Origin of the sequence: Bradyrhizobium tropiciagri, from assembly GCF_001189845.1 — a bacterium.
GTDB lineage: Bacteria > Pseudomonadota > Alphaproteobacteria > Rhizobiales > Xanthobacteraceae > Bradyrhizobium > Bradyrhizobium tropiciagri.
Genome location: NZ_LFLZ01000001.1, coordinates 40,287 through 66,594 on the forward strand (window position 1 = coordinate 40,287; position 26,308 = coordinate 66,594).

Annotated in this window: 23 protein-coding genes and 2 pseudogenes; 10 read left to right on the forward strand and 15 right to left on the reverse strand. The window is 63.9% G+C overall.

What is annotated here, in order from left to right:
• Positions 1 to 241 precede the first annotated feature (241 nt).
• The gene (locus tag AKN84_RS00200; RefSeq protein WP_050418777.1) at positions 242 to 613 is read left to right on the forward strand and encodes an avidin/streptavidin family protein; all 372 of its coding nucleotides are present in this window, start codon (positions 242 to 244) and stop codon (positions 611 to 613) included.
• A 6-nt stretch (positions 614 to 619) separates the two neighbouring features.
• On the opposite strand, the gene AKN84_RS00205 is transcribed toward AKN84_RS00200, so the two are convergent.
• The 4 genes from AKN84_RS00205 to AKN84_RS00220 form a co-directional block, all read right to left on the reverse strand.
• Entirely contained in the window at positions 620 to 808 is a 189-nt protein-coding gene (locus tag AKN84_RS00205) for a hypothetical protein (protein ID WP_050418778.1), read from the reverse strand.
• A 142-nt stretch (positions 809 to 950) separates the two neighbouring features.
• Positions 951 to 2,912, reverse strand: coding sequence for a hybrid sensor histidine kinase/response regulator (locus AKN84_RS00210; RefSeq protein WP_050418779.1), 1,962 nt, complete (start codon positions 2,910 to 2,912; stop codon positions 951 to 953).
• Positions 2,913 to 3,675: 763 nt separating this feature from the next.
• Positions 3,676 to 4,563, reverse strand: coding sequence for a haloalkane dehalogenase (locus AKN84_RS00215; protein ID WP_050418780.1), 888 nt, complete (start codon positions 4,561 to 4,563; stop codon positions 3,676 to 3,678).
• Between the two features lie 66 nt (positions 4,564 to 4,629).
• The gene (locus AKN84_RS00220; RefSeq protein ID WP_050418781.1) at positions 4,630 to 5,607 is read right to left on the reverse strand and encodes an NADPH:quinone oxidoreductase family protein; all 978 of its coding nucleotides are present in this window, start codon (positions 5,605 to 5,607) and stop codon (positions 4,630 to 4,632) included.
• A gap of 376 nt (positions 5,608 to 5,983) precedes the next feature.
• Between AKN84_RS00220 and AKN84_RS00225 the strand changes: the two genes are divergently transcribed.
• The 7 genes from AKN84_RS00225 (at position 5,984) to AKN84_RS00255 (ending at position 14,521) form a co-directional block, all read left to right on the forward strand.
• A complete protein-coding gene (locus AKN84_RS00225; RefSeq protein ID WP_050418782.1) occupies positions 5,984 to 6,757 on the forward strand; it encodes a motility protein A in 774 nt (257 codons plus the stop codon).
• A gap of 42 nt (positions 6,758 to 6,799) precedes the next feature.
• Positions 6,800 to 7,630 carry an OmpA/MotB family protein gene (locus tag AKN84_RS00230; protein ID WP_050418783.1) on the forward strand — a complete coding sequence of 277 codons (831 nt, stop codon included), beginning with the start codon at positions 6,800 to 6,802 and terminating at the stop codon, positions 7,628 to 7,630.
• A gap of 114 nt (positions 7,631 to 7,744) precedes the next feature.
• A complete protein-coding gene (locus tag AKN84_RS00235) occupies positions 7,745 to 9,679 on the forward strand; it encodes a potassium transporter Kup (protein WP_162240834.1) in 1,935 nt (644 codons plus the stop codon).
• 154 nt (positions 9,680 to 9,833) lie between these two features.
• A complete protein-coding gene (locus tag AKN84_RS00240) occupies positions 9,834 to 11,759 on the forward strand; it encodes a potassium transporter Kup (RefSeq protein WP_050418784.1) in 1,926 nt (641 codons plus the stop codon).
• Between the two features lie 138 nt (positions 11,760 to 11,897).
• On the forward strand, positions 11,898 to 12,227 hold the full coding sequence (locus AKN84_RS00245) for a rhodanese-like domain-containing protein (protein WP_050418785.1): 330 nt from the start codon (positions 11,898 to 11,900) through the stop codon (positions 12,225 to 12,227).
• Positions 12,228 to 12,235: 8 nt separating this feature from the next.
• Complete coding sequence (locus tag AKN84_RS00250; RefSeq protein WP_050418786.1) at positions 12,236 to 13,405, forward strand: aminotransferase; 1,170 nt, start codon at positions 12,236 to 12,238, stop codon at positions 13,403 to 13,405.
• Between the two features lie 6 nt (positions 13,406 to 13,411).
• Positions 13,412 to 14,521, forward strand: coding sequence for a polyamine ABC transporter substrate-binding protein (locus AKN84_RS00255; RefSeq protein ID WP_050418787.1), 1,110 nt, complete (start codon positions 13,412 to 13,414; stop codon positions 14,519 to 14,521).
• 112 nt (positions 14,522 to 14,633) lie between these two features.
• Here the strand turns inward: AKN84_RS00255 and AKN84_RS00260 are convergent, their stop codons facing one another.
• The 8 genes and pseudogenes from AKN84_RS00260 to AKN84_RS00290 form a co-directional block, all read right to left on the reverse strand.
• Positions 14,634 to 15,569 carry a lipid A biosynthesis lauroyl acyltransferase gene (locus tag AKN84_RS00260; protein ID WP_050418788.1) on the reverse strand — a complete coding sequence of 312 codons (936 nt, stop codon included), beginning with the start codon at positions 15,567 to 15,569 and terminating at the stop codon, positions 14,634 to 14,636.
• A 13-nt stretch (positions 15,570 to 15,582) separates the two neighbouring features.
• Complete coding sequence (locus AKN84_RS50550; RefSeq protein ID WP_430649875.1) at positions 15,583 to 16,134, reverse strand: beta-ketoacyl-[acyl-carrier-protein] synthase family protein; 552 nt, start codon at positions 16,132 to 16,134, stop codon at positions 15,583 to 15,585.
• Between the two features lie 15 nt (positions 16,135 to 16,149).
• A pseudogene (locus AKN84_RS50555) lies at positions 16,150 to 16,859 on the reverse strand (beta-ketoacyl synthase N-terminal-like domain-containing protein); the annotation flags it as partial.
• Between the two features lie 27 nt (positions 16,860 to 16,886).
• The gene (locus AKN84_RS00270; RefSeq protein WP_050418790.1) at positions 16,887 to 18,071 is read right to left on the reverse strand and encodes a beta-ketoacyl-ACP synthase; all 1,185 of its coding nucleotides are present in this window, start codon (positions 18,069 to 18,071) and stop codon (positions 16,887 to 16,889) included.
• Positions 18,064 to 18,540 (reverse strand): 3-hydroxyacyl-ACP dehydratase FabZ family protein, encoded by a 477-nt coding sequence (locus AKN84_RS00275; RefSeq protein WP_050418791.1) that lies wholly within the window; start codon positions 18,538 to 18,540, stop codon positions 18,064 to 18,066. The genes AKN84_RS00270 and AKN84_RS00275 overlap by 8 nt, the downstream gene beginning before the upstream one ends.
• Before the next feature lie 9 nt (positions 18,541 to 18,549).
• Entirely contained in the window at positions 18,550 to 18,849 is a 300-nt protein-coding gene (locus AKN84_RS00280; RefSeq protein ID WP_050419055.1) for an acyl carrier protein, read from the reverse strand.
• A 182-nt stretch (positions 18,850 to 19,031) separates the two neighbouring features.
• Entirely contained in the window at positions 19,032 to 19,388 is a 357-nt protein-coding gene (locus AKN84_RS00285; RefSeq protein WP_050419056.1) for a hypothetical protein, read from the reverse strand.
• Between the two features lie 87 nt (positions 19,389 to 19,475).
• The gene (locus tag AKN84_RS00290) at positions 19,476 to 20,333 is read right to left on the reverse strand and encodes an ion channel (protein WP_244484863.1); all 858 of its coding nucleotides are present in this window, start codon (positions 20,331 to 20,333) and stop codon (positions 19,476 to 19,478) included.
• Between the two features lie 111 nt (positions 20,334 to 20,444).
• On the opposite strand from AKN84_RS00290, the gene AKN84_RS00295 reads away from it, so the two are divergent.
• Positions 20,445 to 21,071, forward strand: coding sequence for a ParB-like protein (locus AKN84_RS00295; protein WP_050418793.1), 627 nt, complete (start codon positions 20,445 to 20,447; stop codon positions 21,069 to 21,071).
• Here AKN84_RS00295 and AKN84_RS00300 read toward each other — a convergent pair.
• The 3 genes and pseudogenes from AKN84_RS00300 to AKN84_RS00310 all read right to left on the reverse strand — a co-directional run bounded on the left by AKN84_RS00300 (position 21,032) and on the right by AKN84_RS00310 (position 23,994).
• Positions 21,032 to 21,544, reverse strand: a complete 513-nt coding sequence (locus AKN84_RS00300) for an MgtC/SapB family protein (RefSeq protein ID WP_050418794.1) — start codon at positions 21,542 to 21,544, stop codon at positions 21,032 to 21,034. The two genes, AKN84_RS00295 and AKN84_RS00300, sit on opposite strands and share 40 nt — an antisense overlap.
• Positions 21,545 to 21,558: 14 nt before the next feature.
• On the reverse strand, positions 21,559 to 22,137 hold the full coding sequence (locus AKN84_RS00305; RefSeq protein ID WP_050418795.1) for a peroxidase-related enzyme: 579 nt from the start codon (positions 22,135 to 22,137) through the stop codon (positions 21,559 to 21,561).
• A 109-nt stretch (positions 22,138 to 22,246) separates the two neighbouring features.
• Positions 22,247 to 23,994, reverse strand: a pseudogene (locus AKN84_RS00310) (ATP-binding protein).
• Between the two features lie 396 nt (positions 23,995 to 24,390).
• Here AKN84_RS00310 and AKN84_RS00315 point away from each other — a divergent pair.
• Positions 24,391 to 26,283, forward strand: a complete 1,893-nt coding sequence (locus AKN84_RS00315; RefSeq protein ID WP_430649869.1) for a putative bifunctional diguanylate cyclase/phosphodiesterase — start codon at positions 24,391 to 24,393, stop codon at positions 26,281 to 26,283.
• Positions 26,284 to 26,308 lie beyond the last annotated feature (25 nt).

A 26,308-nucleotide genomic window follows, 5' to 3' on the forward strand; every position in this document is an offset into this window, starting at 1 on the left:
GATCCTGAAGTGCAACAGATGCCGGCTAATGTCCCCGGCGGGTAGGCGCGCTTCGCCACGCATATCGGAGCTAGCAGTATATTACCGTTCAACCGGCGGGTGAATGACAACACGCCGACGCCGCGGTGGTTCCAATCGGCCGATTGCTGCACCAGATGTTGGCATCCCACCGGAACATCGATTTCCTCCATGTGTTGTCCGCTCTTTCGGGGCCGAGAGCGTGCGGTAACGGGAGGCCGAGATGATGTGGGTCGGCAAATGGCAGAACCAGTATGGATCGATCGTCGACATCACCAGCGAGGCGGGCGGCCGCATCGAGGGGACCTTTCGTACCGCGCTTGCCGATAGCGGCTTTTACGGTCAGACGGTCCCGATCGTCGGCGTCCACCAGGGCAATTGCATCGGCTTTTCGTCGGTCGGGTCTTCGGCGGCAGGCGATCGTGTCGTCTCCTATGCCGGTCTGCTTCGCGACGGAAAAATGGAAACGGCGTGGTTCGTCGTATCTGACAAGGCGCTGGTTGCAGCCGGGGAGGGCGAACCGGCGATGCTCAAGCCGTTGAACTGGTGGCGAGCGGTCACGACAAGCATCGATACCTTTGAACGGGTAATTTAGCATCGACTAGGTGGATTCGCTCTCCCTGCGCGCCGCGGCAACGGTGCTTTCGATTTCCGCGGCGAGAGCACTCAGCTGCTCGGCAAGCTTGCTGAACAGCTCGCGCTTTCGGACATCCGTTGCCAGGTCGCGGATCAACGCGCACTCCGCCGCGTCGGTGCGAAGTTTTTCGAGATGCGTCAGCATGTCCTGCATTTCCGGTCCCCGAATGCGGCTTTCCATCAACGGTAAGGTGGCATGGAAGCCTGCGACAATAACCTGTGATAATTTTCCGCCGGACCTCAAGCGGAGACAATGGCAGGATGGGTATCGCTGCATTCCACTCATCCTGCGAATACTACCGGCGATCGAGTATCTCGCGGACCCGCAAGGCAAGCTTGGCCTGTGAGACCGGCTTCTCCAGGAGATCGACGCCCTGGTCCAGCCTGCCATGGTGGATGACTGCGTTCTGCGAATAGCCCGTCATGTACAGAATCTTCAGTCCCGGCCGCATCTCCGCAGCACGTTTCCCGAGTTCGCGACCGTTCATGCCCGGCATCACCACGTCGGTCAGAACGAGGTCGATATGAGGCTGGTCCTGCAGCAGGATGGTCAGCGCGGCCTGCGCGCTCCCTGCCGTCAGAACACGATAATTCAGCTCGCGCAGCAGCTCACTGACATAGGTGCGAAGATCCTCGTCATCTTCAACGACCAGGATCGTCTCGACCTTGCTCGATTCAGCCTCGGCGACCGGTTCGTCGATCTCCTCCTGCTCCACGGCAGGGCCACGGTGGCGGGGGAAGTACATCTTGATGTTGGTGCCGTAACCGAGCTCGCTGTAGATCTTGATATGGCCACCCGACTGCTTCACGAAGCCGTATACTTGACTGAGGCCGAGACCCGTGCCCTGTCCGGTTTCCTTGGTCGTGAAGAACGGCTCGAATGCGTGGTCCAGCGTGTCCCGGCTCATGCCGAGGCCTGTGTCCGTTACGCTGATCACCACATATTGCCCGGGATTGAGTTCAGGATTTCGCAGGCAATACTCATAGTCCGCAGATACGTTGACCGCCTCGATCGTCAGTTTGCCGCCGTCCGGCATCGCATCGCGCGCATTGATCGCAAGGTTGAGCATGGCAGATTCGAGATGATTTGGGTCCGCTTCAACCTGCCAGAGCCCGGCGCTGCCGACCGTCTGAACCTCGACGCGCTCGCCAAGGGTCCGTTGCAGAAAGTCCTGCAGCCCGTTGAGGAAGTTGTTCAGCTCGATCGGTTTCGGGGCAAGAGCCTGGCGCCGCGAAAAGGCGAGCAGGCGGCTGGTCAGGCTCGCTGCACGCTGGGCGCCGCGTTTCGCATGAGATAAGGCGCGCTGAAAGTTGGCGTTGCTGGCAAGCTGCCTGGCGTGCCGCTCCATCGTTTCCAAATTGCCGATCACGATCATCAGCAGATTATTGAAATCGTGCGCGACGCCTCCGCTGAGCTGTCCGACAGCCTCGAGCTTTTGCGAGGCAAGCAATTGATCCTGGATCTTGGCCAACGTCTCCTGCGCGGTGCGCCGTTCGGTGATATCGCGGGTAATTTTGGCAAACCCGATCAGTGCACCGCTTTCGTCCGCGATCCGGTCGATGACGACCGACGCCCAGAACTTCGAGCCGTCTTTGCGTACACGCCATCCCTCGGCTTCGAACCGACCGCTTTGCGCGGCTTGCTCGAGCGCGAGTTGAGGCTTCCGATTTGCGCGATCCTCCTCCGTGTAGAACTGCGAGAAGTGCCGGCCGATGATTTCCTCCGGCGTGTACCCCTTGATGCGTTCAGCGCCCGGATTCCAGGTGACGACGGAGCCCTTCGCGTCGAGCTGGAAAATGGCATAGTCAACCACCGCTTCGATCAGTCGGCGATAGCGCCGTTCGCTCTCTATGAGGGCCTGGTCTGCTTCCTGACGCTCGGTGATGTCGCGTGTGACCTTGGCGAATCCGATCAGCGCCCCCTTGTGATCCCGCACAGCCTCGATCACCACGGTCGCCCAAAAGCGGCTTCCATCCTTGCGCACGCGCCAGCCTTCCGAGCTAAACCTTCCTTGCTCGGTGGCGATCGCCAACGCCTTCAGCGGCAATCCGGCGGCCTGATCTTCGGGCGTATAGAAGATCGACAAAGGGCGCCCGATGATCTCGTCGGCGGTATAACCCTTCATTCGGGTCGCGCCGGAATTCCAGCTCGCGATCGTGCCGTCAGGATCGACCAGATAAATCGCGTAGTCGACGATCGCGTCGATCAGCAGTTGAAGCCGTTGACTGTCTGTGACGCCAGTTGCGTTTGAATGCATTCGCGCACAACACCCAAATGAGCCGCCCCTCGATGCAATCGGATGACGTAGGCGGTAACGTCAGCATATTGAACTCGTTCCCGGCCGCAATAGCCTGCAAATTAGGAACCAATCGGAGGGTTCTGCACTCGAGCCGAATGAACTGCAATTCATCAATGCGCGGAATTGCCCGAAGGGACTGGGCAAGAATGGGACGGCTTACCCATCCTTCGATTGTCCGGACCGCTGTTGCCCATGCGACACGACGGGCAACTCAGTCAAAACCTGTCAATCCGGCTCGGCAAAAATATTTCGATTTATCAGAAGTGCAACTCAGTGTATGGTTTGCCCGTCTCACCCGATCGAGGGGCGCTTCGCGATCGTCACGAACGCGGGTAGAGATGCGGTGTTTGCGCAACTGACGAGTGCGCATGACGCGGACGGTGAAGTCGTGTGGTCCTGACGCCCCCTAGTGGTAGGTGTCTCTCGAATTGCGCGGTGCGCGGTGCGCGGTGCGCGGTGCGCGGTGCGCGTTGCGGAGACGGTGACAACAAAGCCCAGTCTCGCCGGGGAGAGCACGAAGTAAGCCGTAGCCCATCGCGCAGGGAAAGCCGGGTTGTTTCCGGTTACACCTGTGGTCCTACCCCGTGCTTTCTATCCTATGCACGGGGCCCATGGGTGCGATCGGCACCCGGCTTTCCCTGCGCCCTCTGTTCCGATGAGGGCGAAACACAGCGCAAGCCTCGGACAAATCATGTCGCGAGAACGCGGATGTATGCACGCGTCAGCGGGCCTGATCGAACGTCTTCATCGCCTCCGCGACGATGGCCTCGCCGGCCTCCTGCACGAAATGCCCGGCATCAGGCAGTTCGAGCGGCGGTGGACAGTTTCGGATCAGCTGCCGCAGCCGGCTCATTACGGGCGGCCCGAGCACCGGGTCCTTCATGCCGACCGCCATGAAGCTTTGTCCGGTCCAATGCTGCGACCAGAAGTCTCGCGCCTGCCGCGAAAGCGCAGCGCCTCCGGCGTCCGGCCGATCCGGCACCAGATTGGGAAAGCGCCGGACGCCGGCCTTGTATCGCGCGTCCGGATAGGGCGCGGCGTAGGCTGCGGCCTCCTTGTCTGTGAGAGCAGGGACCGCTCGCTGCATCAGCGCCGCGATGTCCATGTCCGGGCTGCGGTTGGAGAATTCGCGCCACGCGAGAAAGCCTTCGCCGAGCGGCACGTCACCGGTGCCGAGCATCGTGTTCATCACGAGCAATCGATCGAAGCGATCGGCCATGTCCATGGGTATCGTCAGTCCGATCAATCCGCCCCAATCCTGGCACACCAGCATGACGCGGCGCAGGTCGAGCGCCGCGATCAGCGACATCACCGCCGATCGATGGAAGTCGAAGGTATAGATCTCTTCGTCGACGGGCTTGTCGGAACGACCGAAGCCGAAGAAATCCGGCGCGATGACACGGAATCCCGCGGCGAGAAGCGGTGGGATCATCTTTCGATAGAGGTAGGTCCAGGTCGGCTGGCCGTGCAGGCAAAGCGCCACCGGCGCGCTGTTCGGCCCGTCGTCGAGATAGTGCATTCGCAGCGGGCCGATCTCGATGTAGCGCGGCGCGAAGTTAAATCCGGGCAATTCGGCGAAGCGCTCGTCCGGTGTTCGAAGCGTCTGCATGTCTCTGCCTTTTCGATTTGCCATTCGGTCGAAGGACGCCGAGCGGAGCGTGCCTTGGCTCGCCCGCTACCCGATCCGCACCACCATCTTGCCGAGCGCGGCGCGGGTCTGCATGGTCGTGAATGCTGCACGGAAATCGTCAAACGCGAACACCTTGCCGACAACGGGCGTCAGGCGGCCCTCGTTCAGCCACGTCGACAATTGCGTCATCACGCGCGCCTGCGCCTCGGGTTCGCGGCGCGCGATCTGGGCGGCATCGACGCCGATCAGGAGGCCGCCCTTCAGCAGCGGCAGATTGAACGGCAACGCAGGGATGCTGCCGGCCGCAAAGCCGACCACGACATGGCGGCCGTTCCAGGCGATCGAGCGGAACGCCTGCAGCGAGACCTCGCCGCCGACCGGATCGAAGATCACATCGGGACCCTGGCCGCCGGTCGCATCCTTCAGCGCGTCGCGCCAATCGGGCTTCGTGTAGTCGACGACGGCATCGGCGCCGAAGCTTGCGGCGAAACTGCGCTTCTCCTCGCTCGAGGCCGCGGCGATGACGCGCGCGCCGAGCAGTTTGCCGACCTGGATCGCGGCGATACCGGTGCCTCCGGCGGCACCGAGCACAAGCAACTGTTCGCCGGCCTTGAGCACGCCGCGCTCGCCGAGCGCGTACAGCGCAGTGAGGTAGTTGGTGCGGAACGCCGCGGCGGCTTCCATCGACAACCCGTCGGGCATGATCTCGACGGCCTCAGGCGGCACCACGATCTGCTCGGCGAGCGCGCCCGAGCGCGCCGCGCCCATCACCCGCATGCCCAGGGTGATGCCGGTGACATCGCTCGCGACCGCATCGACGACGCCGGCGAATTCCGCGCCGGGCGTAAAGGGCAGGGCATCCTTGGTCTGGTAGCGGCCCTCGACCTTCAGCCCATCGACGAAGCCGATGCTCGCGGCGTGGACCCGGATGCGGATCTGTCCGGCGGCTGGTTCGGGGGTGGCGATCTCCTTCAGCCCGATCTGATCGATGGGTGCATATTGCTCGACGACGACCGCCTTCATTCTGCTCTGCTCGCTGGTTGGTTTCCTCTGGAGCCTTTTCCGTTCCGATTGAATCTGAACGGGGCTCTAGATTGTTGTGTTGACGCGTTTTCTTCACGCGAACCGGTACCCACTTCGCTCGAAAACGCTCCCAGCGAGTCTATCTCATGTCCGTTGTTCTACGGGGAGGTCTTTTGCGCATGCGGCCACCGCGTCGCATGCGGAAAGCCAGCATCTTCAACGACATCGCGAAAAAGGCAGCCGTTTACCCGTTGTTATCCCTACTAAATTCGGTAACGCGTCCTTAATGGCATTAACGTTAGGGTTTTTCCACGCGGCCCGCCTTGGGCTGTGCGCCGTCCAGGACAGGCGGGTTGCGTTCGCGTTGGAGTTTTTCATGGATATCATGACAGGCGCCGGGCTGTTGGCCGGCATCATCGTCATCGCGGTGATGATGTTCATGGGCGGCGACCTGCACATGTTCATTTCCGAACATGCCATGATCATCATCTTCGGCGGTTCGATTGCAGCGACGATGATCCGCTTTCCGCTCGGCGTGATGCTGCATGGCCTGCCGCTCGGCGCCAAGTTTGCCTTCACGATGAGCCGGCTGTCGGCGCGCGACCTCGTCGAGGAGCTCGCCCGCATCGCCGAGATCGCCCGCAAGCAGGGCCCGGTTGGCCTGGAGAAGGTTGAGACCGACGAGCCGTTCCTCGCCAAGGGCATCCGCTACGTCGCCGACGGCTACGACCTCGAATTCATCCGCGACAACATGGAGCGCGACCGCGACAATTTCCTGATGCACCTCGACGAGGGCAGCAAGATCTATCGTGCGATCGGCGACTGCGCGCCGGCCTTCGGCATGATCGGCACGCTGATCGGCATGGTGCAGATGTTCGCCAACATGACCGATCCATCCAAGCTCGGTCCGTTCATGGCGACCGCGCTGCTCGCGACGCTGTATGGCGCGCTGGTCGCCAACCTGTTTTGCCTTCCGATCGCCGACAAGCTGCACGGCAAGCTGCTCGATGAGGAGACCAACCGCACGCTGATCATCGACGGCATCCTGATGATCCGCGACTCCAAGAGCCCGGCGCTGGTGCGCGAGATGTTGCTGGCCTACCTGCCGGAGAAGCATCGCCACGAGGAAGGCGAGCCGGTTCCGGCCTGATCGGCCGGCGCTTTCGGGAAACGCAGCCGGAAAAACGCGACAATGGCCAAGAAAAAGCGCGGCGACGCTCATACCGGAGGTCACGGCTGGTTCGTGACCTTCGCCGACCTGATGGGCCTGATGATGAGCTTCTTCGTGATGCTCGTCGCGTTCTCGACCATGGACAACAACAAGCTGAAGATCGTCGCCGGCTCGATGCGCGACGCTTTCGGCGTGCAGACTAATGTGCGCTATTCGGGGATCGTCGAGTCCGACGGCCTGCCGACCCGGCCGAAGCTGAAGAATGTCGAGCACATCTCGCCGGAGGACTCCTCGGCCAATCCGACGCCGGACGAAAAGGAGCGCAGCCAGATCAACGGCGCGCGGCTGAAGATCGACCGCGAATTCGCGCTCGCCTCCGCTTCGCTGCGGCAGGCGCTGCAGGACATGCCGGAGCTGACCGAAATCTCCAAGAACATCATGTTCGAGGAGACCAAGGAGGGGCTCAACCTCGAGATCGTCGACCAGGACGGCCGCTCGATGTTCGCCGACGGTTCCAGGGAGCCGTATGAGCGCACCCGCCGGCTGATCCAGAAGCTCGCCGCGCCGCTGAAGGCGACGCCGCTGCGGGTCGCGATCGTGGGGCATACAGCCGCAGGCTTCGTGCCGGCGCGCAGCGATTACGACGCATTCGACCTGTCCGCCGACCGTGCCAACGCGGTGCGGCAGATCCTGGAGCGGGAAGGGCTGCCGCCGTCGCACATTTTCGCGGTTTCCGGCAAGGCCGACGGCCAGCCGCTGTTTCCCGACGACCCGACGCTGCCGGCGAACCGTCGCGTGACCATCACGTTGATGCGGGAAAATCCGCCATTGCCGCCGGATCTGAAGCCGTAGCCGCAAAATACCATGCTACCGTTGGGCTAGCCGTGTTGGTTGGTTGACAGGCGGAGCGGAAGCGTCGATAGCCGCGCGGATCAAAATCAACCGATCGAGCGTTCCAACCTCGCCATGGCCGTCAGCGTCTCATCCACCGAAGCCCAGGAAGCCCAAGGCGCGGGTCAAGGCGCAGGCCAAGGAGCAGGCCACGCCACCTCCGGCTTCTTGGCCCTGACGCTGGGCAGCATCGGGGTGGTGTTCGGCGATATCGGAACCTCGCCGCTCTACGCATTCCGCGAGGCGGTCGGCGGCGCCGCGCACGGCCAGCCGGTCACGCGCATCATGGTGTTAGGGGTGCTCAGCCTGATCCTGTGGGCGCTGTTCACCGTCGTCACCGCGAAATACGTGCTGCTGCTGCTGCGTGCCGACAACAATGGCGAGGGCGGCACGCTCTCGCTGATGGCGCTCGGCCAGCGCGCGATCGGACGGCGCAGCTGGCCGCTGCTTGCGCTCGGTGTGGTCGGCGCCTCGATGTTCATCGGCGATTCCATGATCACGCCGGCGATCTCGGTGCTGTCGGCGGTCGAGGGCCTCAAGCTCGCGACGCCGCATCTCGAGCACTATGTGGTGCCGCTAACGATCCTGATCCTGGTCGCGCTGTTCGCGGTGCAGCGCAACGGCACCGCGCGCGTCGCCTCCGCGTTCGGGCCGGTCATGGTGGTGTGGTTCGCCTCGCTCGCGGTGATGGGGCTGGTCCACATCATGGACGATCCGTCGGTGCTGGCGGCGATCAATCCCTATTACGCGATCCAGTTCCTGCTGACCCACGGCACCGTCGGCCTCGTGACCTTGGGCGCGGTGTTCCTCGCAGTGACCGGCGGCGAGGCGCTGTACGCCGATCTCGGGCATTTCGGTCGCAAGCCGATCCAGTCCGGCTGGCTGTTCTTCGTGTTGCCGTCGCTGCTGCTGAATTATTTCGGGCAGGGCGCGCTGGTGCTGTCCGATCCCGCCGCGATCGAGAACTCGTTCTACCGCATGGTGCCGGAGGTGCTGCTGCTGCCGCTGATCGGGCTCGCCACCGCCGCGACCGTGATCGCGAGCCAGGCGGTCATCACCGGCGCCTATTCGCTGATCAGCCAGGCGGTACAGCTCGGGCTCCTGCCGCGCTTCGAGGTTCGCTACACCTCGGAGACCCATGCCGGGCAGATCTATCTGCCACGGGTCAACCGGTTGCTGCTGATCGGCGTGCTGCTGCTGGTGCTGCTGTTCCGCACCTCGAGCGGGCTCGCCTCGGCCTACGGCATCGCCGTCTCCACCACCATGGTCGCCGACGGCATCATGGGCTTCATCGTGATCTGGAAGTTGTGGAACTGGCGCGTGGCGTCGGCCGCTGCGTTGATCCTGCCGTTCGTGATCGTCGACATGACCTTCTTCAGCGCCAATCTTCTGAAGCTGTTCGAAGGCGCCTGGGTGCCGCTGCTGTTCGGCGTCGTGATGGCGACGATGATCTGGACCTGGCGGCGCGGGGCCGCGATCCTGATCGCCAAGACCCGCCGCATCGAGGTGCCGCTGCGCAACCTGATCCACAGTCTGGAGAAGCGGCCGCCGCACATCGTCAAGGGCACCGCGGTGTTCCTGACCAGCGACCCCAGCTTCGTGCCGACCGCGCTGCTGCACAATCTCAAGCACAACAAGGTGTTGCACGAGCACAACGTGATCCTGACCATCGAGACCGCGCCGACGCCGCGCGTCGACCTGTCGGAGCGCGTCAACATGGAGAAGGTCAGCGACAAGTTCACCGCGGTGCGGCTGCGCTTCGGCTACATGGAATCGCCGAACGTGCCGAAGGCGCTGGCGGTCGCGCGCAAGCTCGGCTGGCAGTTCGACATCATGTCGACCTCGTTCTTCGTGTCGCGCCGTTCGCTGAAGCCGTCGGCCCAGTCCGGGATGCCGCAGTGGCAGGACCATTTGTTCATCGCGATGAGTCGGTCCGCCAATGATGCCACCGACTATTTCCAGATCCCGACCGGCCGGGTGGTTGAAGTGGGTACCCAGGTAACTATTTGAGGCAACAGCGAATTCCGGCGTTGAAAAGCCGTGATCTATGCGTGTTACGCATAGTGGAGGCCTGAATCCGTGCTAACCTATGCATTCCTGCCGGGAGTATAGGCCTGCAACCCGGCATTGTGCAGTGCGGCAGAAGACAGAGGCGCAGCTTCCCATGTCATCCGAGAGTGCGATCACCGCGGCGGAAACGCCCGCGGCAAATGGCCATGGCGAGGCGCATTCAACCGCCACCTTCAAGGCGCTGATGCTCGGCAGCATCGGTGTCGTCTATGGCGACATCGGCACCAGCCCGCTGTACGCGCTCCGCGAAGCCGTCGTGGCGGCGGCCGGCGGCGAGGGCGGGGTGACGGCGCACGCGGTGCTCGGCGTAGTGTCGCTGATCCTGTGGGCGCTGATCGTGGTCGTCACGCTGAAATACGTCGTGATCCTCTTGCGCGCCGACAACAATGGCGAGGGTGGCACGCTGGCGCTGATGGCGCTGGCGCAGCGCGTGGCCACCAAGGGCGCCGGCGCGATCGTGCTGCTCGGCATCATCAGCGGCGCGCTGTTCTACGGCGATGCCGTGATCACGCCGGCGCTCTCGGTGCTGTCGGCAATCGAGGGCATCAAGCTCGTCACCTCGACATTCGATCCCTACGTCGTCCCGCTTACGGTGGTGATCCTGGTCGTCCTGTTCGCGGTGCAGTCGCGCGGCACCGCGCGCGTCGCGGCCTTCTTCGGCCCGGTGATGTGCGTGTGGTTCGCCGTGATCGCGATCGCGGCGCTGCCGCAGATCGTGCGGCATCCCGAGGTGCTTTACGCGCTCAATCCGATCCTTGCGGTGTCGTTCATGCTGCATCATGGCGTGATCGGCTTCATCACCCTCGGTGCAGTGTTCCTCGCCGTGACCGGCGCGGAGGCGCTCTATGCCGACCTCGGCCATTTCGGTAAACGTCCGATCCAGACCGCGTGGCTGTTCATCGTGCTGCCGTCGCTGGCTCTGAACTATCTCGGGCAGGGCGCGCTCTTGATCGGTAATCCCCAGGGCATCGAGAACCCGTTCTTTCTGATGTTCCCAGACTGGGCGCTGATCCCGATGGTCGCGCTCGCGACCCTGGCGACCGTGATCGCAAGCCAGGCCGTCATCACCGGCGCCTATTCGCTGACCCGACAGGCCATCCAGCTCGGCCTGATGCCGCGGTTCGAGATCCGTCACACCTCCGAAGCCCATTCCGGCCAGATCTACATGCCGCGCATCAACCGCTTGCTGTTCATCGCGGTCATCGTGCTGGTGCTGATGTTCCGCTCGTCGAGCGCGCTCGCGTCGGCCTACGGCATCTCGGTGACCGGCACCATGGTGGTGACGGCGATGATGGGCTTTGTGGTGATCTGGCGCGTCTGGCGCTGGTCGCCGGTCGCCGCTGCGGCGCTGGTTGCGCCGTTCCTGTTCCTCGACGTCACGTTCCTGGCTGCCAATCTGCTCAAGGTGTTCGAGGGCGGCTGGGTGCCGCTGGCGCTCGGCGGAGCCATGATCGTCGTGATGTACACCTGGCGGCGCGGCAGCCGGCTGCTGTTCGAGAAGTCGCGCAAGCTGGAATTCCCGCTCGCCGATCTCGTCGCGATGCTCGAGAAGCGGCCGCCGCAGCGCGTCTCCGGCACCGCGGTGTTCCTGACCAGCGATCCCGTCAGCGCACCGACCGCGCTGATGCACAGCCTCAAGCACTACAAGGTGCTGCACGAGAAGAACGTCATCCTCACCATCGAGACCGCACCGACGCCGCGCATCGACCCGTCCGAGCGGGTGCGGATGGAGCAGCTGACCGAGACCTTCTCCAAGGTGACGCTGAAGTTCGGCTTCATGGAACAGCCGAATGTGCCGAAGACGCTGGCGATCGCCCGCAAGCTCGGCTGGCAGTTCGACATCATGTCGACCTCGTTCTTCCTGTCCCGCCGCGCGCTGAAGCCGGCCGCGCATTCGGGCATGCCGAGCTGGCAGGACCATCTGTTCATCGCGCTGAGCCGTTCGTCGAACGATGCCACCGACTATTTCCAGATCCCGACCGGGCGAGTGGTCGAGGTCGGCACGCAGGTCACGATCTAGGAGCCTCGATCCCGCGCTTTCGGCGCGGCATCTAACCCGTTTCGGGCGCTTGATTTTCTCGGCGCGAGAGGCGACTTTGCGGCCCGGACCGGCGGGCCGCGTGACGCTCGCCAATCGAATAGTCGGGAGGATATTTCCGTGGCGGACCACAAGGTGGAAGATTTGTTTCCGGACGAGGTGTCGAAGGGCATAGCGGAAGGCCGCTATCTCCTGGTCGACGTCCGCGAGCCCAATGAGGTTGCCGTCGAGGCCTATCCCGATGGCGTCGTGGTGCCGTTGTCGACCTTCGACCCGGCGGCGATTCCCGATCCGGAAGGAAAGCAGGTGGTGTTCGCCTGCCGCTCCGGCAAGCGCTCGGTGACGGCCTCGCTGGCTGCCCAGGCCGCGGGCCTGCCCTACGACAAGCATCTGGCGGGCGGCATCATCGGCTGGAAGGCGGCGGGACTGCCGACCAAGATGGGCGGCTGATCCCTGACATGACCTCCATGAACAAGGTCTTCGCGGACCTTCCCGTCACCATCTTCGAGGCGATGTCGCAGGCTGCGCGCGACAACAACGCCATCAATCTTGGCCAGGGCTTTCCCGACGATCCCGGACCGGAGGATATCCGCCGCGCCGCCGCGGACGCGTCCATCAACGGCTACAACCAGTATCCGTCGATGATGGGCATTCCGGAACTGCGTCAGGCGATCGCATCGCATTACGGCCATTGGCACGGGCTCAAGCTCGATCCGATGACCGAGGTTATGGTCACCTCGGGGGGCACCGAGGCGCTGACCTCCTCGATCCTCTCCGTGGTCGAGCCGGGCGACGAGGTGGTGTGCTTCCAGCCGGTCTATGATTCCTATCTGCCGATCATCCGCCAGGCCGGCGGCATCCCGCGCCTGTTGCGGCTCGAGCCGCCGGAGTGGCGGCTGAACGAGGAGATGCTGCGCAGCGTCTTCAACCACAAGACCAAGGCGGTGCTGTTCAACAATCCGCTCAATCCGGCGGCGGTGGTCTATCCGCGCGAGGACCTCGAACTGCTGGCGCGGTTCTGCCAGGAGTTCGACGTGGTCGCGATCTGCGACGAGGTCTGGGAGCACGTCGTGTTCGACGGACGCGAGCATATCCCGCTGATCACGATCCCCGGCATGCGCGACCGCACCATCAAGGTCGGCAGCGCCGGCAAGATCTTCTCGCTGACCGGCTGGAAGATCGGCTTCGTCTGCGCCGCGCCGCCGCTGCTGCGCGTGGCTGCGAAGGTGCACCAGTTCCTGACCTTCACGACCGCGCCCAATCTGCAGGCCGCCGTCGCCTACGGCCTCGGCAAGCCGGACGATTATTTCTTCGACATGCGCAAGGACATGGCGCGAAGCCGTGACCGCCTGACGAGAGGGCTTGAGAGCATCGGCTTTCCCGTGCTGAAATCGCAGGGCACCTACTTCCTCACCGTCGATCTGTCGCCGCTCGGGCTCAACGAGACCGATGCGGAGTTCTGCTGGCGAATTGTAAGGGATTACAAGGTCGCGGCTATTCCAGTGTCGGCGTTCTACGAGCAGGATGCGGTGACGTCGGTGGTGCGGTTCTGTTTCGCCAAGAAGGACGCGACGCTCGACACCGCGCTTGAGCGGTTGTCCGACGCCGTCCATCGTCGCAAGAGGTAGGCCAGAATGCAGAACCAGAGCCGTCGTCTCGTCAGCCTCGTCGGTGCGATCGCCACGGTTCTGTTGTTCGCTGCGTCCGCCAGCGCGGAGCAGCGCACGGTCAACTTCTCCAACTGGTCGAACTACATGGCGCCCGATGTCCTCGAGGACTTCACCAGGGAAACCGGCATCAAGGTCGTCTACGACACGTTCGACGCCAACGAGACGCTGGAGACGCGGCTGCTAGCCGGCAAGTCGGGCTACGACGTCGTGGTGCCGACCGGCTATTTCCTGCAGCGCCAGATCACCGCGAAGGTGTTCCTCAAGCTCGACAAGTCGAAGCTGCCGAACCTTGCCAATGCATGGCCAGTGGTAACGGCGCAGCTCGCGACCTACGATCCCGGCAACAATTACGGCGCCAACTACATGTGGGGCACCACCGGCATCGGCTACAATGTGAAGATGGCCGAGGAGATCCTCGGGCCCGACGCGAAGATCGACAGCTGGGACATGGTGTTCAAGCCGGAGAACCTCGCCAAGTTCAAGGATTGCGGCATCCACATGCTGGATTCCGCCGACGACATCCTGCCGGCGGCGCTGAGCTATCTCGGTCTCGATCCGAACTCGACCAAGCAGGCTGACCTCGAGAAGGCCGCCGACCTCGTCATCAAGATCCGGCCCTACGTGCGCAAATTCCATTCGTCCGAATATCTCAGCGCGCTGGCCTCGGGCGAGATCTGCTTCGTGGTCGGATGGTCCGGCGACATCATGCAGGCGCGCAGCCGGGCGGCGGAGGCCAAGAGCGGCGTCGAGATCGGCTACACGATCCCGAAGGAGGGCGCGCAGATGTTCTTCGACAATCTCGCGATCCCCGCCGATGCGAAGAACGTCGCGGAGGCCTATGAGCTGATCAACTACCTCTACCGTCCCGAGGTCGCGGCGAAGAATTCGAACTTCCTGTCCTACGCCAACGGCAATCTGGCGAGCCAGAAGCTGATCGATCCGAAGATCTTCAACGACAAGAACATCTATCCCGACGAGGCGATGCAGAAGAAGCTGTTCGTGATCACGGCGCGCGATCCGGCGACGCAGCGGATCATCAACCGGCTGTGGACGCGGGTGAAGACGGGGAAATAGGTCTATCCGTCATTGCGAGGAGCGTAGCGACGAAGCAATCCACAGCTTCGCAAACGGACGAATGGATTGCTTCGCTTCGCTCGCAATGACGCGATCGGATTTGCGACAAGCCTTACCGCCAGCGCCGGTGCAGCCAGAGCCATTGATCCGGATACTCGCGGACCCAGCCCTCGACGATGTCTGTGATCGCCTGCATCGTGCCCTGGATATCGATCTGGCCGGATGCATCGAATACCGGCTTCACTTCCTCGGTGACCTCGCCGCGGAAGCGGCCGTCGGGCAGACGGATGATCCGGGTGCCGTGGATCGGACAATCGATCTGCCGGCGCAGCCGCGCCAGCAGCGGGTTCGCGGTGGTCTTGCGGCCGAAGAAGGTGACCGGAACACCGTTGGTCAAATACTGGTCGACCAGCATCGCGACGTGCTGGCCGTTCTTCAGCGCCTGCGCCAGCTTGAGCGGCGCGTCGCGGCCGGCTGGCACCAGCGTGCCCAAATTGACGGCGCGGATGCGCTCGATGGCGCGGTCGGCGGCCTCGATGTTCGGCCGCCGGAACAGGATGGTGGCGTCGAGGCCATGCGCCGCGGCGGCGATTGGAGACAGCTCCCAGTTGCCGAGATGCGCAGCGAAGAACAGCGCCGGCTTGCCGTCGTCGCGCAACTGGTCGAACAGCTGCTTGCTGCGCGCCGAGAATTCGACGCGGCCCGGTCTGTCGGGATTCTCGGGATCGTGGTCCCAGATGCGGTCGATATGCGCGAATTCAGCGCCGATGCGTCCGAGGTTGTGCCAGACCCCGGTCAGGATCTCTTCGATCTCCTCGGGTGATTTTTCCGGAAAGGCCGCCTTGAGGTTCTCGCGGCCGATGCGGTCTTCACGCAGCCGGCGGCCGATGAAATGCGCGGCGTGGCCGAAGAATCGTGCGGTCTTCTCCGGATCGAAATAGCGCGTGGTGCGCAAGAGGCCGGTCGTCAGCGCGCCGATGGCGACGTTGGCCACGGGCTTGGCAGCGTCACGCAGCTGCGCCCGGGTGCGAAGGAGCAGGCGTTTCATCGAGGCGAGGGCGTTAAGCCGGCTCGCGCGTCAGGATCAGCGAGGCGTTCTGCCCGCCGAACCCGAACGAGTTCGACATCACGGCGGTCACCTTGGCGTCGCGCGCCTTGTTGCCGACCACGTCGAACGGGATCGCGGGATCCGGCACCTCGTAATTGATCGTCGGCGGGATCCGCTGATGCTCGAGCGTGAGCAGCGAGAAGATCGCCTCGACCGCGCCGGCGGCCGAGATGGTGTGGCCGACCATCGATTTGTTCGACGACACCGGGATGTTTTTGGTGTGTTCGCCGAACACCGCCGAGGTGGCAAGATATTCCATCTTGTCGTTTTCCGGCGTCGAGGTGCCGTGCGCGTTGATGTGGTCGATCTGCTCGGGCTCCATCCCGGCATCCGCGAGCGTCTTGCGCACGCAGCCGATCGCCGGCTTGCCGTCGGGGGCCGAGCGGGTGCGATGGAAGGAGTCGGTGAGCTCGCCGCAGCCGGCGACGACGCCCAAGATACGCGCGCCGCGCGCCATCGCGGCCTCGTAGCTCTCCAGCACCAGCGCGCCGGCGCCTTCGGCCATCACGAAGCCGTCGCGGTTCTTCGAGAACGGCTTTGAGGCGCCCTGGGGCGGATCGTTCTGGGTCGAGAGAGCCGACAGCAGCGAGAAGCGCACCATGCTTCGGGATTGACCGAGCCGTCGGTCGCAACGCACAGCGTTGCGTCGGTTTCGCCGCGCCGGATCGCCTCGACGCCGAGCTGGATCGCGGTCGCGCCGGACGCGCAAGCCGTCGAGAGCGAGATCGGCGACCCCTTGGTGCCGAAGGTCTCGGCGAGATTGAGCGCGACCGAACCGAAGGTGAAGCGCCGGTGGAAGTGCGCAAACTTGCCGCCGCTGCAGGTCGCCAGATAATCGATGATGCCAAAGTCCTTGGTCGGAACCTCGCGCGCGACTTCGAGCCGCTGCGGCCACTCGGTCTCGATCGGCGCGACCGCGAGAAACAACGGGCCGGGGAAGTCGCCCTTGCTGCCGATGCCGGATTGCTCCAGCGCCTCTTCGGTCGCGATCTCCGCCAGACGTTGCGACAGGCTGGTCGAGGAGAACGGATCGACGGTGACGAAATCGACGGCGCCGGCCATCGTCGTCTTCAGACTATCGAGCGGGAAGCGCGTCACGGTCTTGATGCCGGACTCGCCCGCGGTGAGGCGCTTCCAATTGTCGGTCTTGCCGCCGCCGAGCGACGTCACGATTCCCATGCCGGTCACGACGACGATCGGTCGGCCGAATTTATCGCGTGGTGCTGTCATGGTGTCCCCGTCGGTGCTTGCGCCGATTTACTTGACGGCCTCGACCAGTGCCATGCCTTCGCCCTGCCAGTGGCCGACCCCCAACACGACAATCTGGGTTGGCACTTCGGTCTTTTCAACCTCCAGCCCGGTCGGGTCGTTGGCAGGATAGAGCGCGCCGCGGGAAATCGACAGCGCGGCCAGCGCGAGCCCGAGCGGGAACTGGGCCTCCATGGTGTGCCCAAAGGTTGTCCCCGTGGCGCGCACGGCAAGGCCGGGATGCTGCCCGAGGAATTCGCGCTCTTCGGCGGTCGCAGGCTCGGCGCCGGTCGCGCCCGTGATCAGAACGGCGTTGTCGTTGCTGACCCCGAGCTGCGGCCACATCGTCTGCAGCGACTTCGTCACAGCGCCGGGTTGCTTGCGCTTGGCAAGATCGGCGACCACCTTGGTCAGCCTGGCGTACGGCTTGGCGCCGCGCGCCTCGGCGTGCTCGCGCGATTCCATCACCAGGAAGGCGCCGGCGGAGCCGATGGCAAAGCCCGGGTGGTTCCTGCGGGCCCAGACCGGCGCGTATTGATCCTTGAGGGCGAAGTCGCCGAACGAATAAAGCATCAAGAGGTCGCCGCGATCGCCGTTATGGGCCGCGCCGACCAGCGCGATGTCGCTCTGTCCGGCGCCGATGCGTGCGACCGCGATCCGCGCGGCGTCGATGCTCGAGGCTTCTTCGCCCATGAAGGTGCGCGACGTCCCGCACACGCCGTGAACGATCGCGATGTTGCCGGCGAGCAGGTTGGAGAGCTGCGCCAGGAACAGCGTCGGGCGCAGCTCGTTCATCAGTTTCTCGTTGAGCAGGGCAGGCGGCAGCTTGCCCTGCGCATCGGCGTTCATGATCGCGAGGTCGACATTGAGGTCACGCTCGCCGCCACCGGCTGCGATGATCATGTCCATCCGCGACAGGATTTCCTGATTGCCTTTGACGCCCGCGGAATCAAGCGCCAGCCCGGCGGCATAGGTGCCGATGCGCTGCCACATCTCCATCTGACGCTGATCGCCCTTCTTCGGGATCTGGGCGTCGAAGCTGACGGGGGCGATCGGATGGATCACGTATGGCGCGAGGCGCTTGTCGTCGGCATTGACGCGCTTTTCACCGAGCGCCTGCCAATGCGCATCCAGCCCCTCGCCAAGCGAGGAGAGCAGACCGACGCCGGTGATCCAGACTTCCTTCTCAGCCATTACTCATTGCCTGCTGCGGAAACCCGATCTTGGTGGCTATCGCATCCATGTGCACGCGCAAGTCCGGGCTTGGGAAGGGGATATGACGGAAGGTCAGCTCGGCATTGCATTTGAGCTCCTTGCCGACGCGGACCTTCGCCGAGGTCACGGTGAAGCCTGAACCTTCGTGTTCGATCTTGGCTTCGATCGTCAGTGTCGAGCCGGGGCTGACGAAGCCACGCATCTTGGCTTCCTTGACCATGGCGAGGAAGGGCATGCGCTCGAACTTGGTCAGACCAAGGATCAGCCAGCCCGAGCTCTGCGCCATCGCTTCGGTGAGCAGCACGCCGGGCATGATCGGGTAGCCCGGGAAATGCCCGGCGAACACCGAATGGCTGTCCGGCGGGACATCCGCCTCGACGACAATGGTCCTTGCGTCGAGGTTGAGGTCGACGATCCGATCGATCAGCTGAAAAGTTTCAAGCTGCATGGCGGGCGATTACGAGGCCGAGCCCGCGCCCGCATTCTTGGCCGCGACCAGCTCGTCGATGCGGTCGGCGAGATTCTGCAACACGAAGTACTGCTCCGTCGTGGCCTTGCCGTCGTTGACCTCCTGGGTCCACTTCTCGAGCGGCATCTTGATCCCGAAGGCCTTGTCGATGGCAAAGGCGATGTCCAGGAAGTCGAGGCTGTCGATCCCCAGATCGTCGATCGCGTGGCTCTCCGGCTTGATCGTATCGCGCGGGATGTCGCAGGTCTCCGCGATAATGTTGGCGATCTGCTCGAATGTGGAGGACATCATTAAGCCTTTGATATATTGAAGGTAATTCCGGGTCGGCTCGGAGGAGGCGGGCGCACTGCCCCGGAATGCCCTATTGCTGCTGCCGGGAGTCGTGTGCCCGTATATCGGAGCAGGGCCGTTAGTTCAATGGAGCTTGGCCGGCCTCGCGAGGACGGTTTTTGGGCACGGTTCCGGCCAGCCTAGGTGCGCGGCATCACCGTAATCTTCGCGCAATCCCGGCGGCCCATCAGCACGCAATCCTGGGTCTTGCGCAAATCGGCGATGCTCATGGCGAGCCAGATGCCGATCGCCGTGAGCGCCACGGTGAAGGCAAAGGCGGCGATGTTGGCGAGCATACGCTGGCGGAAGTCATCCGGCTCCTCGCGCGGCTTCTCGTAGCGGGAGAGGTCGTTGGCGACGGAAACGGGAGCGACGGAAGCCGGGCGGGTCGATCGGATCGGGGCCTCGCGCTTGCCGGGCGGCTGCGCCGAGGTGCGCGGCCGGAATTTGAGCACCACGTGCTCGTCATCCGAGGAAATTGGCCGCTGCGTCTTCACTGTTGTCAGTCCGGTCGCGTCGCCACTCATGTTTAGCATGTCCGGCGCGTTTCACACCTAAAATCTTGATACCCGCAGAGGTGGTATTCATGTTTCGATCGTCTCGTGGAACCGACTGTAGTCGATCCTGAGACGGCCGTCGTCGGTCGCGCGCAGGATTTCGGCATAGCGATGTCCGAAACGGATATCGGAATGCTCGTAGGATTTTCGCGCGTGCACGGTTTGCGCTGCAACGTCGTCATAGCCCGATACGATGAGGCCGAGGCCAGCATTGATGGCTTCCAGGTCTTCCGCGTTGAGGCCGTGCAGCGGGCTGTCCTTGTCGACCACATGAAACAGGGTCCAGCTCAGCGCCAATGCCGGGCTTTCGCTGCGCGCGAGCGGCAGCTCGAAGAACCGGCGATAGGACATGCCTTCCTTGCTGAGGTCGTTCTTGAACAGCCACAGCCGCGCGGTGGCGTTGGCGATGATGTTGTGCCGCTCGTTGGCAAGGCGGATCATCAGCGTCCGCTCGCCCTCATGGTCCGAGATCACGGGGTTGTCGGCGAACAGCAGGCGCGCGCTCGGCCGCGAGAAGCGGGCGAAGATCAGCCCGGTCATCAGCGACATCGAGAAGATGCCGGTGAAGAGCTCGATGGCGGCGATGAAGTGCCCGTAATGGGTCTGCGGGTGCATGTCGCCGTAGCCGGCGGTCGAGAGTGTTTCGATGCTGAAATAGAGGAAGTCGATGTATTGGCCGTCAGGCACGTTGGCGATCGGGTGATCGCCGAGCCAGTAGAGCAGCGCAAAGACGCCGTTGAAGGTGACGAACACCAGCGCTGCACCGCCGATGAAGGCGGGCCAGGACGCCGTCATGCAGCGATGGCTGATGTCCGCCCAGAAGCTGAGCTCCAACCCCTCGGTCACGACCTCGCGGTTGCCGAGCCGGACCGTGCGTGCCTTCACGCGTTCGCTTGCTCTCAAAGCCATTCCGCCGAACCGGCTCTTTCGTCTGCCTGAGACATCATGTCATAATGGAACCCATTCCGGAGTGCCGGTCAAACGGGAGTACAAATCATGGCCCATACGCGCGAGCCTTACGTCAAACCGGTCCCGATCCTGTCGCTGCGACCGACCCAGATGACGGTCGGTATGCACGAGGTGAAGGAAAAGCGGAAGCGCTGGCGCGAGCACAGCTCGGACAAGAAGCGCGCCGAGCTTCTGGGCAAGCACATGATCCCGGTGGTCCACGGCCCCGACGATCGCTACTACGTGGTTGACCACCATCACATGGCGCGGGCGCTGCACGAGGAAGGCGTCAAGGACATCCTGGTCACGGTGATCGGCGATCTCACGATGGTCGAGCGTGACGTGTTCTGGGGCGTGATGGACAACAAGCGCTGGGTCTATCCCTACAATTCCAAGGGCGAGCGCTGCCACTTCAGGGACATTCCGAAATCGATCAATCAACTCAAGGACGATCCGTTCCGCAGCCTCGCCGGTGAAATGCGCCGCGCCGGCGGTTTCGCCAAGGACACGACGCCGTTCAGCGAATTCCTGTGGGCCGATTTCCTGCGCCGCCACATCCCGCGCAAGACGGTGGAGAACAATTTCGCCAAGGCGCTGGAAAAGGGACTGGCCCTGGGCCGCGGCAAGGACGCGGTCTATTTGCCCGGCTGGTGCGGGCCGGCATCCGACGACTGACCGGGGGAGGCCTCCGGTCCGTGCTGATCTTCCCTGCCGCCGAGCGCGTGGTGCAGCCACCGCTCGGTCCGCTTGCCGAAGGTCAGCAGCAGGAATGCCAGCGCAAGCGCGGTGAGGACGATCGGCCAGTGTCCGGCGCCGCAGACGATCCCGATACACGCGGCAAAGAACGCGCATGCGGCGCTGGTCAGGCCGTGGACGTGATATTGGTCGCCCCGCCGGACGATCACGCCGGCGCCAAGAAAGCCGATCCCGGTCAGCACGCCCTGGATCACGCGGCTGACTGCATCGGTGAATTTGCCGGGATCAACCGCCTGCAATGCCAGCAGCACGACCGTGGCGGTCGAGAGGCTGACGAGGCCAAGCGTCTTCAGGCCGATCGGCTTGCCGCGCAGGTCGCGGTCAAGCCCGATCGCGCCACCCGCCAGCGTGGCGGCGCCGAGACGCAGGATGATCTCGCTCCAGTCTGCCAAGGCGTCCTCTACTTCTACTTCGGCTGCCGGCCGAGCATGTAGAACTCGTCGTTCGGCCGCATCCCGGTGACGTTCGCAAGCCGGTTGGAGAGCGCGAAGAAGGCCGCGACTGCGGCGATATCCCAGACATCGTCATCGCTGAAGCCGTGGGCGGCGAGCGCGGCGAAGTCCGCCTCCGAGACTTCCTCGGCCGCGCGGCTCACCTTCATGGCGAAATCGAGCATCGCGCGCTGCCGCGGCGTGATGTCGGCCTTGCGGTAGTTGATCGCGATCTGGTCCGCTATCTGCGGATTCTTGGCGCGGATGCGCAGGATGGCGCCATGGGCGATCACGCAATATTGGCACTGGTTGGCGGCGCTGGTCGCCACCACGATCATCTCGCGCTCGGCCTTGGAGAGGCCGGAGTCCTTTTCCATCAGCGCGTCGTGATAGGCAAAGAAGGCGCGAAACTCGTCGGGACGATAGGCCAGAGTGAGGAAGACGTTCGGCACGAAGCCGGACTTTTCCTGCACCGCCAGGATGCGGGTGCGGATATCCTCCGGGAGCTTGTCGAGAGCGGGCGTTGCGAAGCGTTTGGCGGTCGGCTGCGTCATGAGATGGTTCCGGCATGCCGCATGGATGCGGCGTCACGGCAAACCATAGAGGATGACGGGTCGGGCGCAAGGCGCATCGGCGCCTTGGCAGAATCTTGGCGAAATGCGGCTAGCGCAGCGGCTTCTTCAACAGCGAGAAGCGATCCGGATCGAGACCGAGCGACGGCTGCAGCATCGGCGCCTCGGCGGGCGCATGGTGCGCGCCGGCGGTGGCGCATTGAAATTGGCATCGCCGCTCGGCGAATCCCGATGCGAGGTGGCGCCGCGCCAGCGCTCCAGCACGGCGCTGACGAAATGCATGTCGTGGCCGGCGGTGACCGACGGCACCGTCGCGATGGTGGCCTCGCCGCGCGGCAGCTGGTGCGGCGGCACCTCCTTGAAGCGCAGCCGGGTCGGCAGCGCCACGCCTTCGCCGAACGCCAGCACTTCGCGGGTGCCGAGCGAGGGCACGAACGACAGCAGATTGGCGGCGGCATCCGACACCGCGGAGCGCAGCAACGCCTGGTCGCGGTCGTTGGCAAGCCGCATCGTGAACAGCGTGTTGCACTGGGAGATGATGGTCGCGTCAAGTTCGGCCGGACGCTGGGTGATCAGGCCGAGATAGACGCCGTATTTGCGGCCTTCCTTGGCGATGCGCGACACCGCCTTGCGGGTCGGCCCGAAGCCGATATTGCGGTCGGCGGAGGCGTAGCGGTGCGCTTCCTCGCAGACGAACAGCATCGGCGAGACGCCGTCGCTCCACAGCCCGAAATCGAACGCCATGCGGCACAAGACCGACACCACGGAATCGACGACTTCGGCCGGGAAGCCCGCGAGCTGCATGATGGTCATCGGCTTGCCGTTGGCGGGCAGGCGGAACAGATGGCTGATCACCTCGGCCATGGTATCGCCGCCGACATTGGCATTGTCGAACATGAAGGCGTAGCGCGGATCGTTGCGCACCGCGTCGATGCGCGAGATCAGCTTGTGATAGATGATGCGCGAGGAGCGGTTCTCGAGCTTGCCCATGCGCTCGTCGATCAGCGAGATCAGGTCGACCAGGCGATAGGGCACCGGCGTGTCGACGGTATAGCCGACCTGCTTGGGGTCGATGCGCTTCAGTCCCAGACCAACCCGGTCGGAGTTCTGGTACTGGGTATAGATGCCCTTCGCCATCGGGATCACTTCGGCGAGGATGTCGAGCTCTTCGGGCACGCCGGGCCGGCCGCCGAACAGCACGTCGACGATCTCTTCGAAATTGAACAGCCAGAACGGCAGCTTCAGGTTTCGCGGGTTGAGCACCTGCGCGCGCTCGCCGAAGCAGCGGCCGTATTCATTGTGGACGTCGAGCAGGAAGATGCGCAGGTTCGGCCGCGACTTCAGGATCTCGTTGAGCAGCAGCGACACGCCGGTGGATTTGCCGACGCCGGTCGAGCCGAGCACCGCGAAGTGCTTGGAAAGCATTTCCTCGACATCGACATAGGCGATGACCGAGCGATCCTGCTGCAGCGTGCCGACATTAATCTGGTCCGAGCCGCTCGGCGCATAGACCGTGCGCAGCTCCTGGTTGGTGATCAGATCGGTGCTGTCGCCGATAGTCGGATAGTGGGTAACGCCGCGCTGGAATTTCGGGCGGTCGCCGCCGAGGATTTCGCCGAGCAGGTCGACCGAGGCGGTCGCCATGTACTCGTCGGACGGCGGCAGGTGCTCGCACGACACTTCGGTGATCATGGCAACGATGACCGAGCTCGCGCAGCGGATGCTGACGAACCGGCCGACGGTCGCGCGCATTTCTGAAAGTTGCATCTGGCCGCCCGCCAGCAGCCCCACCCGGGCCTGTGAGCCGCGCACAGAGATCACACGTCCGAAAGGTGTCACAGTTCCAGCCTGGCTCGTTCTCGAAATCTAAATGTCCGGACCAATATGCCCGCCCGGGATTGGAAAAACCGTTAAGTCGCCGGGGTTCGGCATCGGCTAAATCTACACCTTCCCGGTGACGATTTGTTTCTATCGTGACGTGAGATTGTGCCCCGTCGCGTGCATCGGCGGCGAGATCGTCGCTTTCCGGCACAGCAGCGCTGGTTTCGCGGTTTATCCGTTAATGCGGAATTCACCATCTTGGAGGAGTGCAGCGGCGGCTCCGTAGCTTTACGGAGGTGTGGTGCGATGTGTTGCGCGGTGGCTCCAGGTATCGTGTAACCGATTGCTAACTGCGAGTTGTAACGACCTTTCCATTTGTGCTGCGTAACGATGCTGCGCCCGGGAGAGATCAGCGTGCGCATCGACCACCGCAATTCATCGTCAGGGAATGCCGATGTCGGCTCGACCAAGGGGCTGGCGTTCTGTGCCGTCCTGCTCGTCGGCAGCCTGCTCGGAAGCGCGACCGCGCAATGGAGCGAGCGCGAAGGCCTGCTGATGGCGGCGTTTGCGATCATGGCCGTGATCGTCTTCCTGCTGCTGAAGCGACATCAGGTCTCGGACGCGCGGCTCGCTACCGAACGCCGCAATCTCACGACGGCCGTGAACAACATTCCGCAGGGGCTCGTGCTCTACGATGCGTCGGCGCGCATCATCATCTGCAACCGTCCGTACATCGAGATGTTCGGGCTCTCGCCCGACGTCGCGAAGCCGGGCTGCACCATGCAGCGGCTGATCGCGCACCGGCAGGAGACCGGCTCGTTCGACGGCGACGTCGATGAATTCTGCAACGCCATCATCCACAATGTGAAGCTCGGCAAGGCGACGCGCCAGCTGACCGAGGCGCCGGGCGGGCGCGCGATCGAGATCGTCAACAAGCCGCTGCCGGACGGCGGATGGGTGGCGACCATCGAGGATGTCACCGAGCGCACGCGCACCGAGAACAAGATCGCCTACATGGCGCATTACGATGCGCTCACCGATCTGCCCAACCGCGCGCTGTTCCGCCAGCGCCTCGAACAGGCGTTGCGGGCGATCGGGACGGATGACCAGCTCGCGGTCATGTATATCGATATCGACGAGTTCAAAGCCGTCAACGACGCGCTCGGCCATCAGATCGGCGACGAGCTGCTGAGGGCAATCGCCGATCGTCTGCGCTCCTGCCTCGGGGAGAGCGACGTCGCAGCGCGGCTCGGCGGCGACGAGTTCGCCGTGATCCAGACCGCGGTCTGCGATCAGACCCAGACCATGCAGCTGCTGGCCGCGATCTACCAGAGCATCCGCCAGCCGATCGATTGCAGCGGGCACCTGATCACGACCGATGCCAGCATCGGCATCGCGGTTGCGCCGGACGACGGGCTCGATCTCGATCAATTGCTGCGCAACGCGGACCTCGCGCTCTATGGGGCGAAGAGCGACGGCCGCCGCACCTACCGGTTCTTCGAGGCTGGCATGGACGCACGCGCCAAGGCGCGACGCAGTCTGGAGCTGGAGCTGCGCCAGGCCATCCTCGACGGCAGCTTCGAACTGCATTATCAGCCGCTGCTCCATCTCGGGGACGGCCGGGTGAGCTGCTGCGAGGCGCTGCTGCGCTGGCGCCATCCCGAACGCGGCATGATCTCGCCGGCGGATTTCATCCCGGTCGCCGAGGATACCGGCCTGATCAACGATCTCGGACACTGGGTGCTCAACACTGCGTGCCGGGAAGCCGTGAACTGGCCGGATCATATCCATGTCGCGGTCAACGTGTCGCCGATCCAGTTCAAGAGCCAAACACTGGCCCTGAACGTCGCCGCCGCGCTGGCGGCGTCGGGGCTCGCGCCCGCGCGGCTCGAGCTCGAGATCACCGAGGCGGTGCTGATCCGCGACGACGAGGCTGCGCTCGACATCCTGCATCAGCTGCGCGAGCTCGGCGTGCGCATCGCGCTCGACGATTTCGGCACCGGCTACTCCTCGCTGAGCTATCTGCAGCGCTTCCCGTTCGACAAGATCAAGATCGACCGTGCCTTCATCAAGGATCTCGCCGGGACCGGCGCGTCGTCCACGATCGTTCAGGCCGTCGTGAACATTGCCGCCGCGAGCGACATGACGACAACCGCCGAGGGCGTCGAGACCGAGCAGCAGCGCAGTCTGCTTCGGACCCTCGGCTGTACCGAGATGCAGGGCTACCTGTTCAGCCGGCCGGTGCCGGATGTCGAGATCCGCAGGCTGCTGTCCTCGCATCGCGAGGATGCCGTCTCGGTCGCCTGACCGCCAGCTATGTGATTCCGGCCAC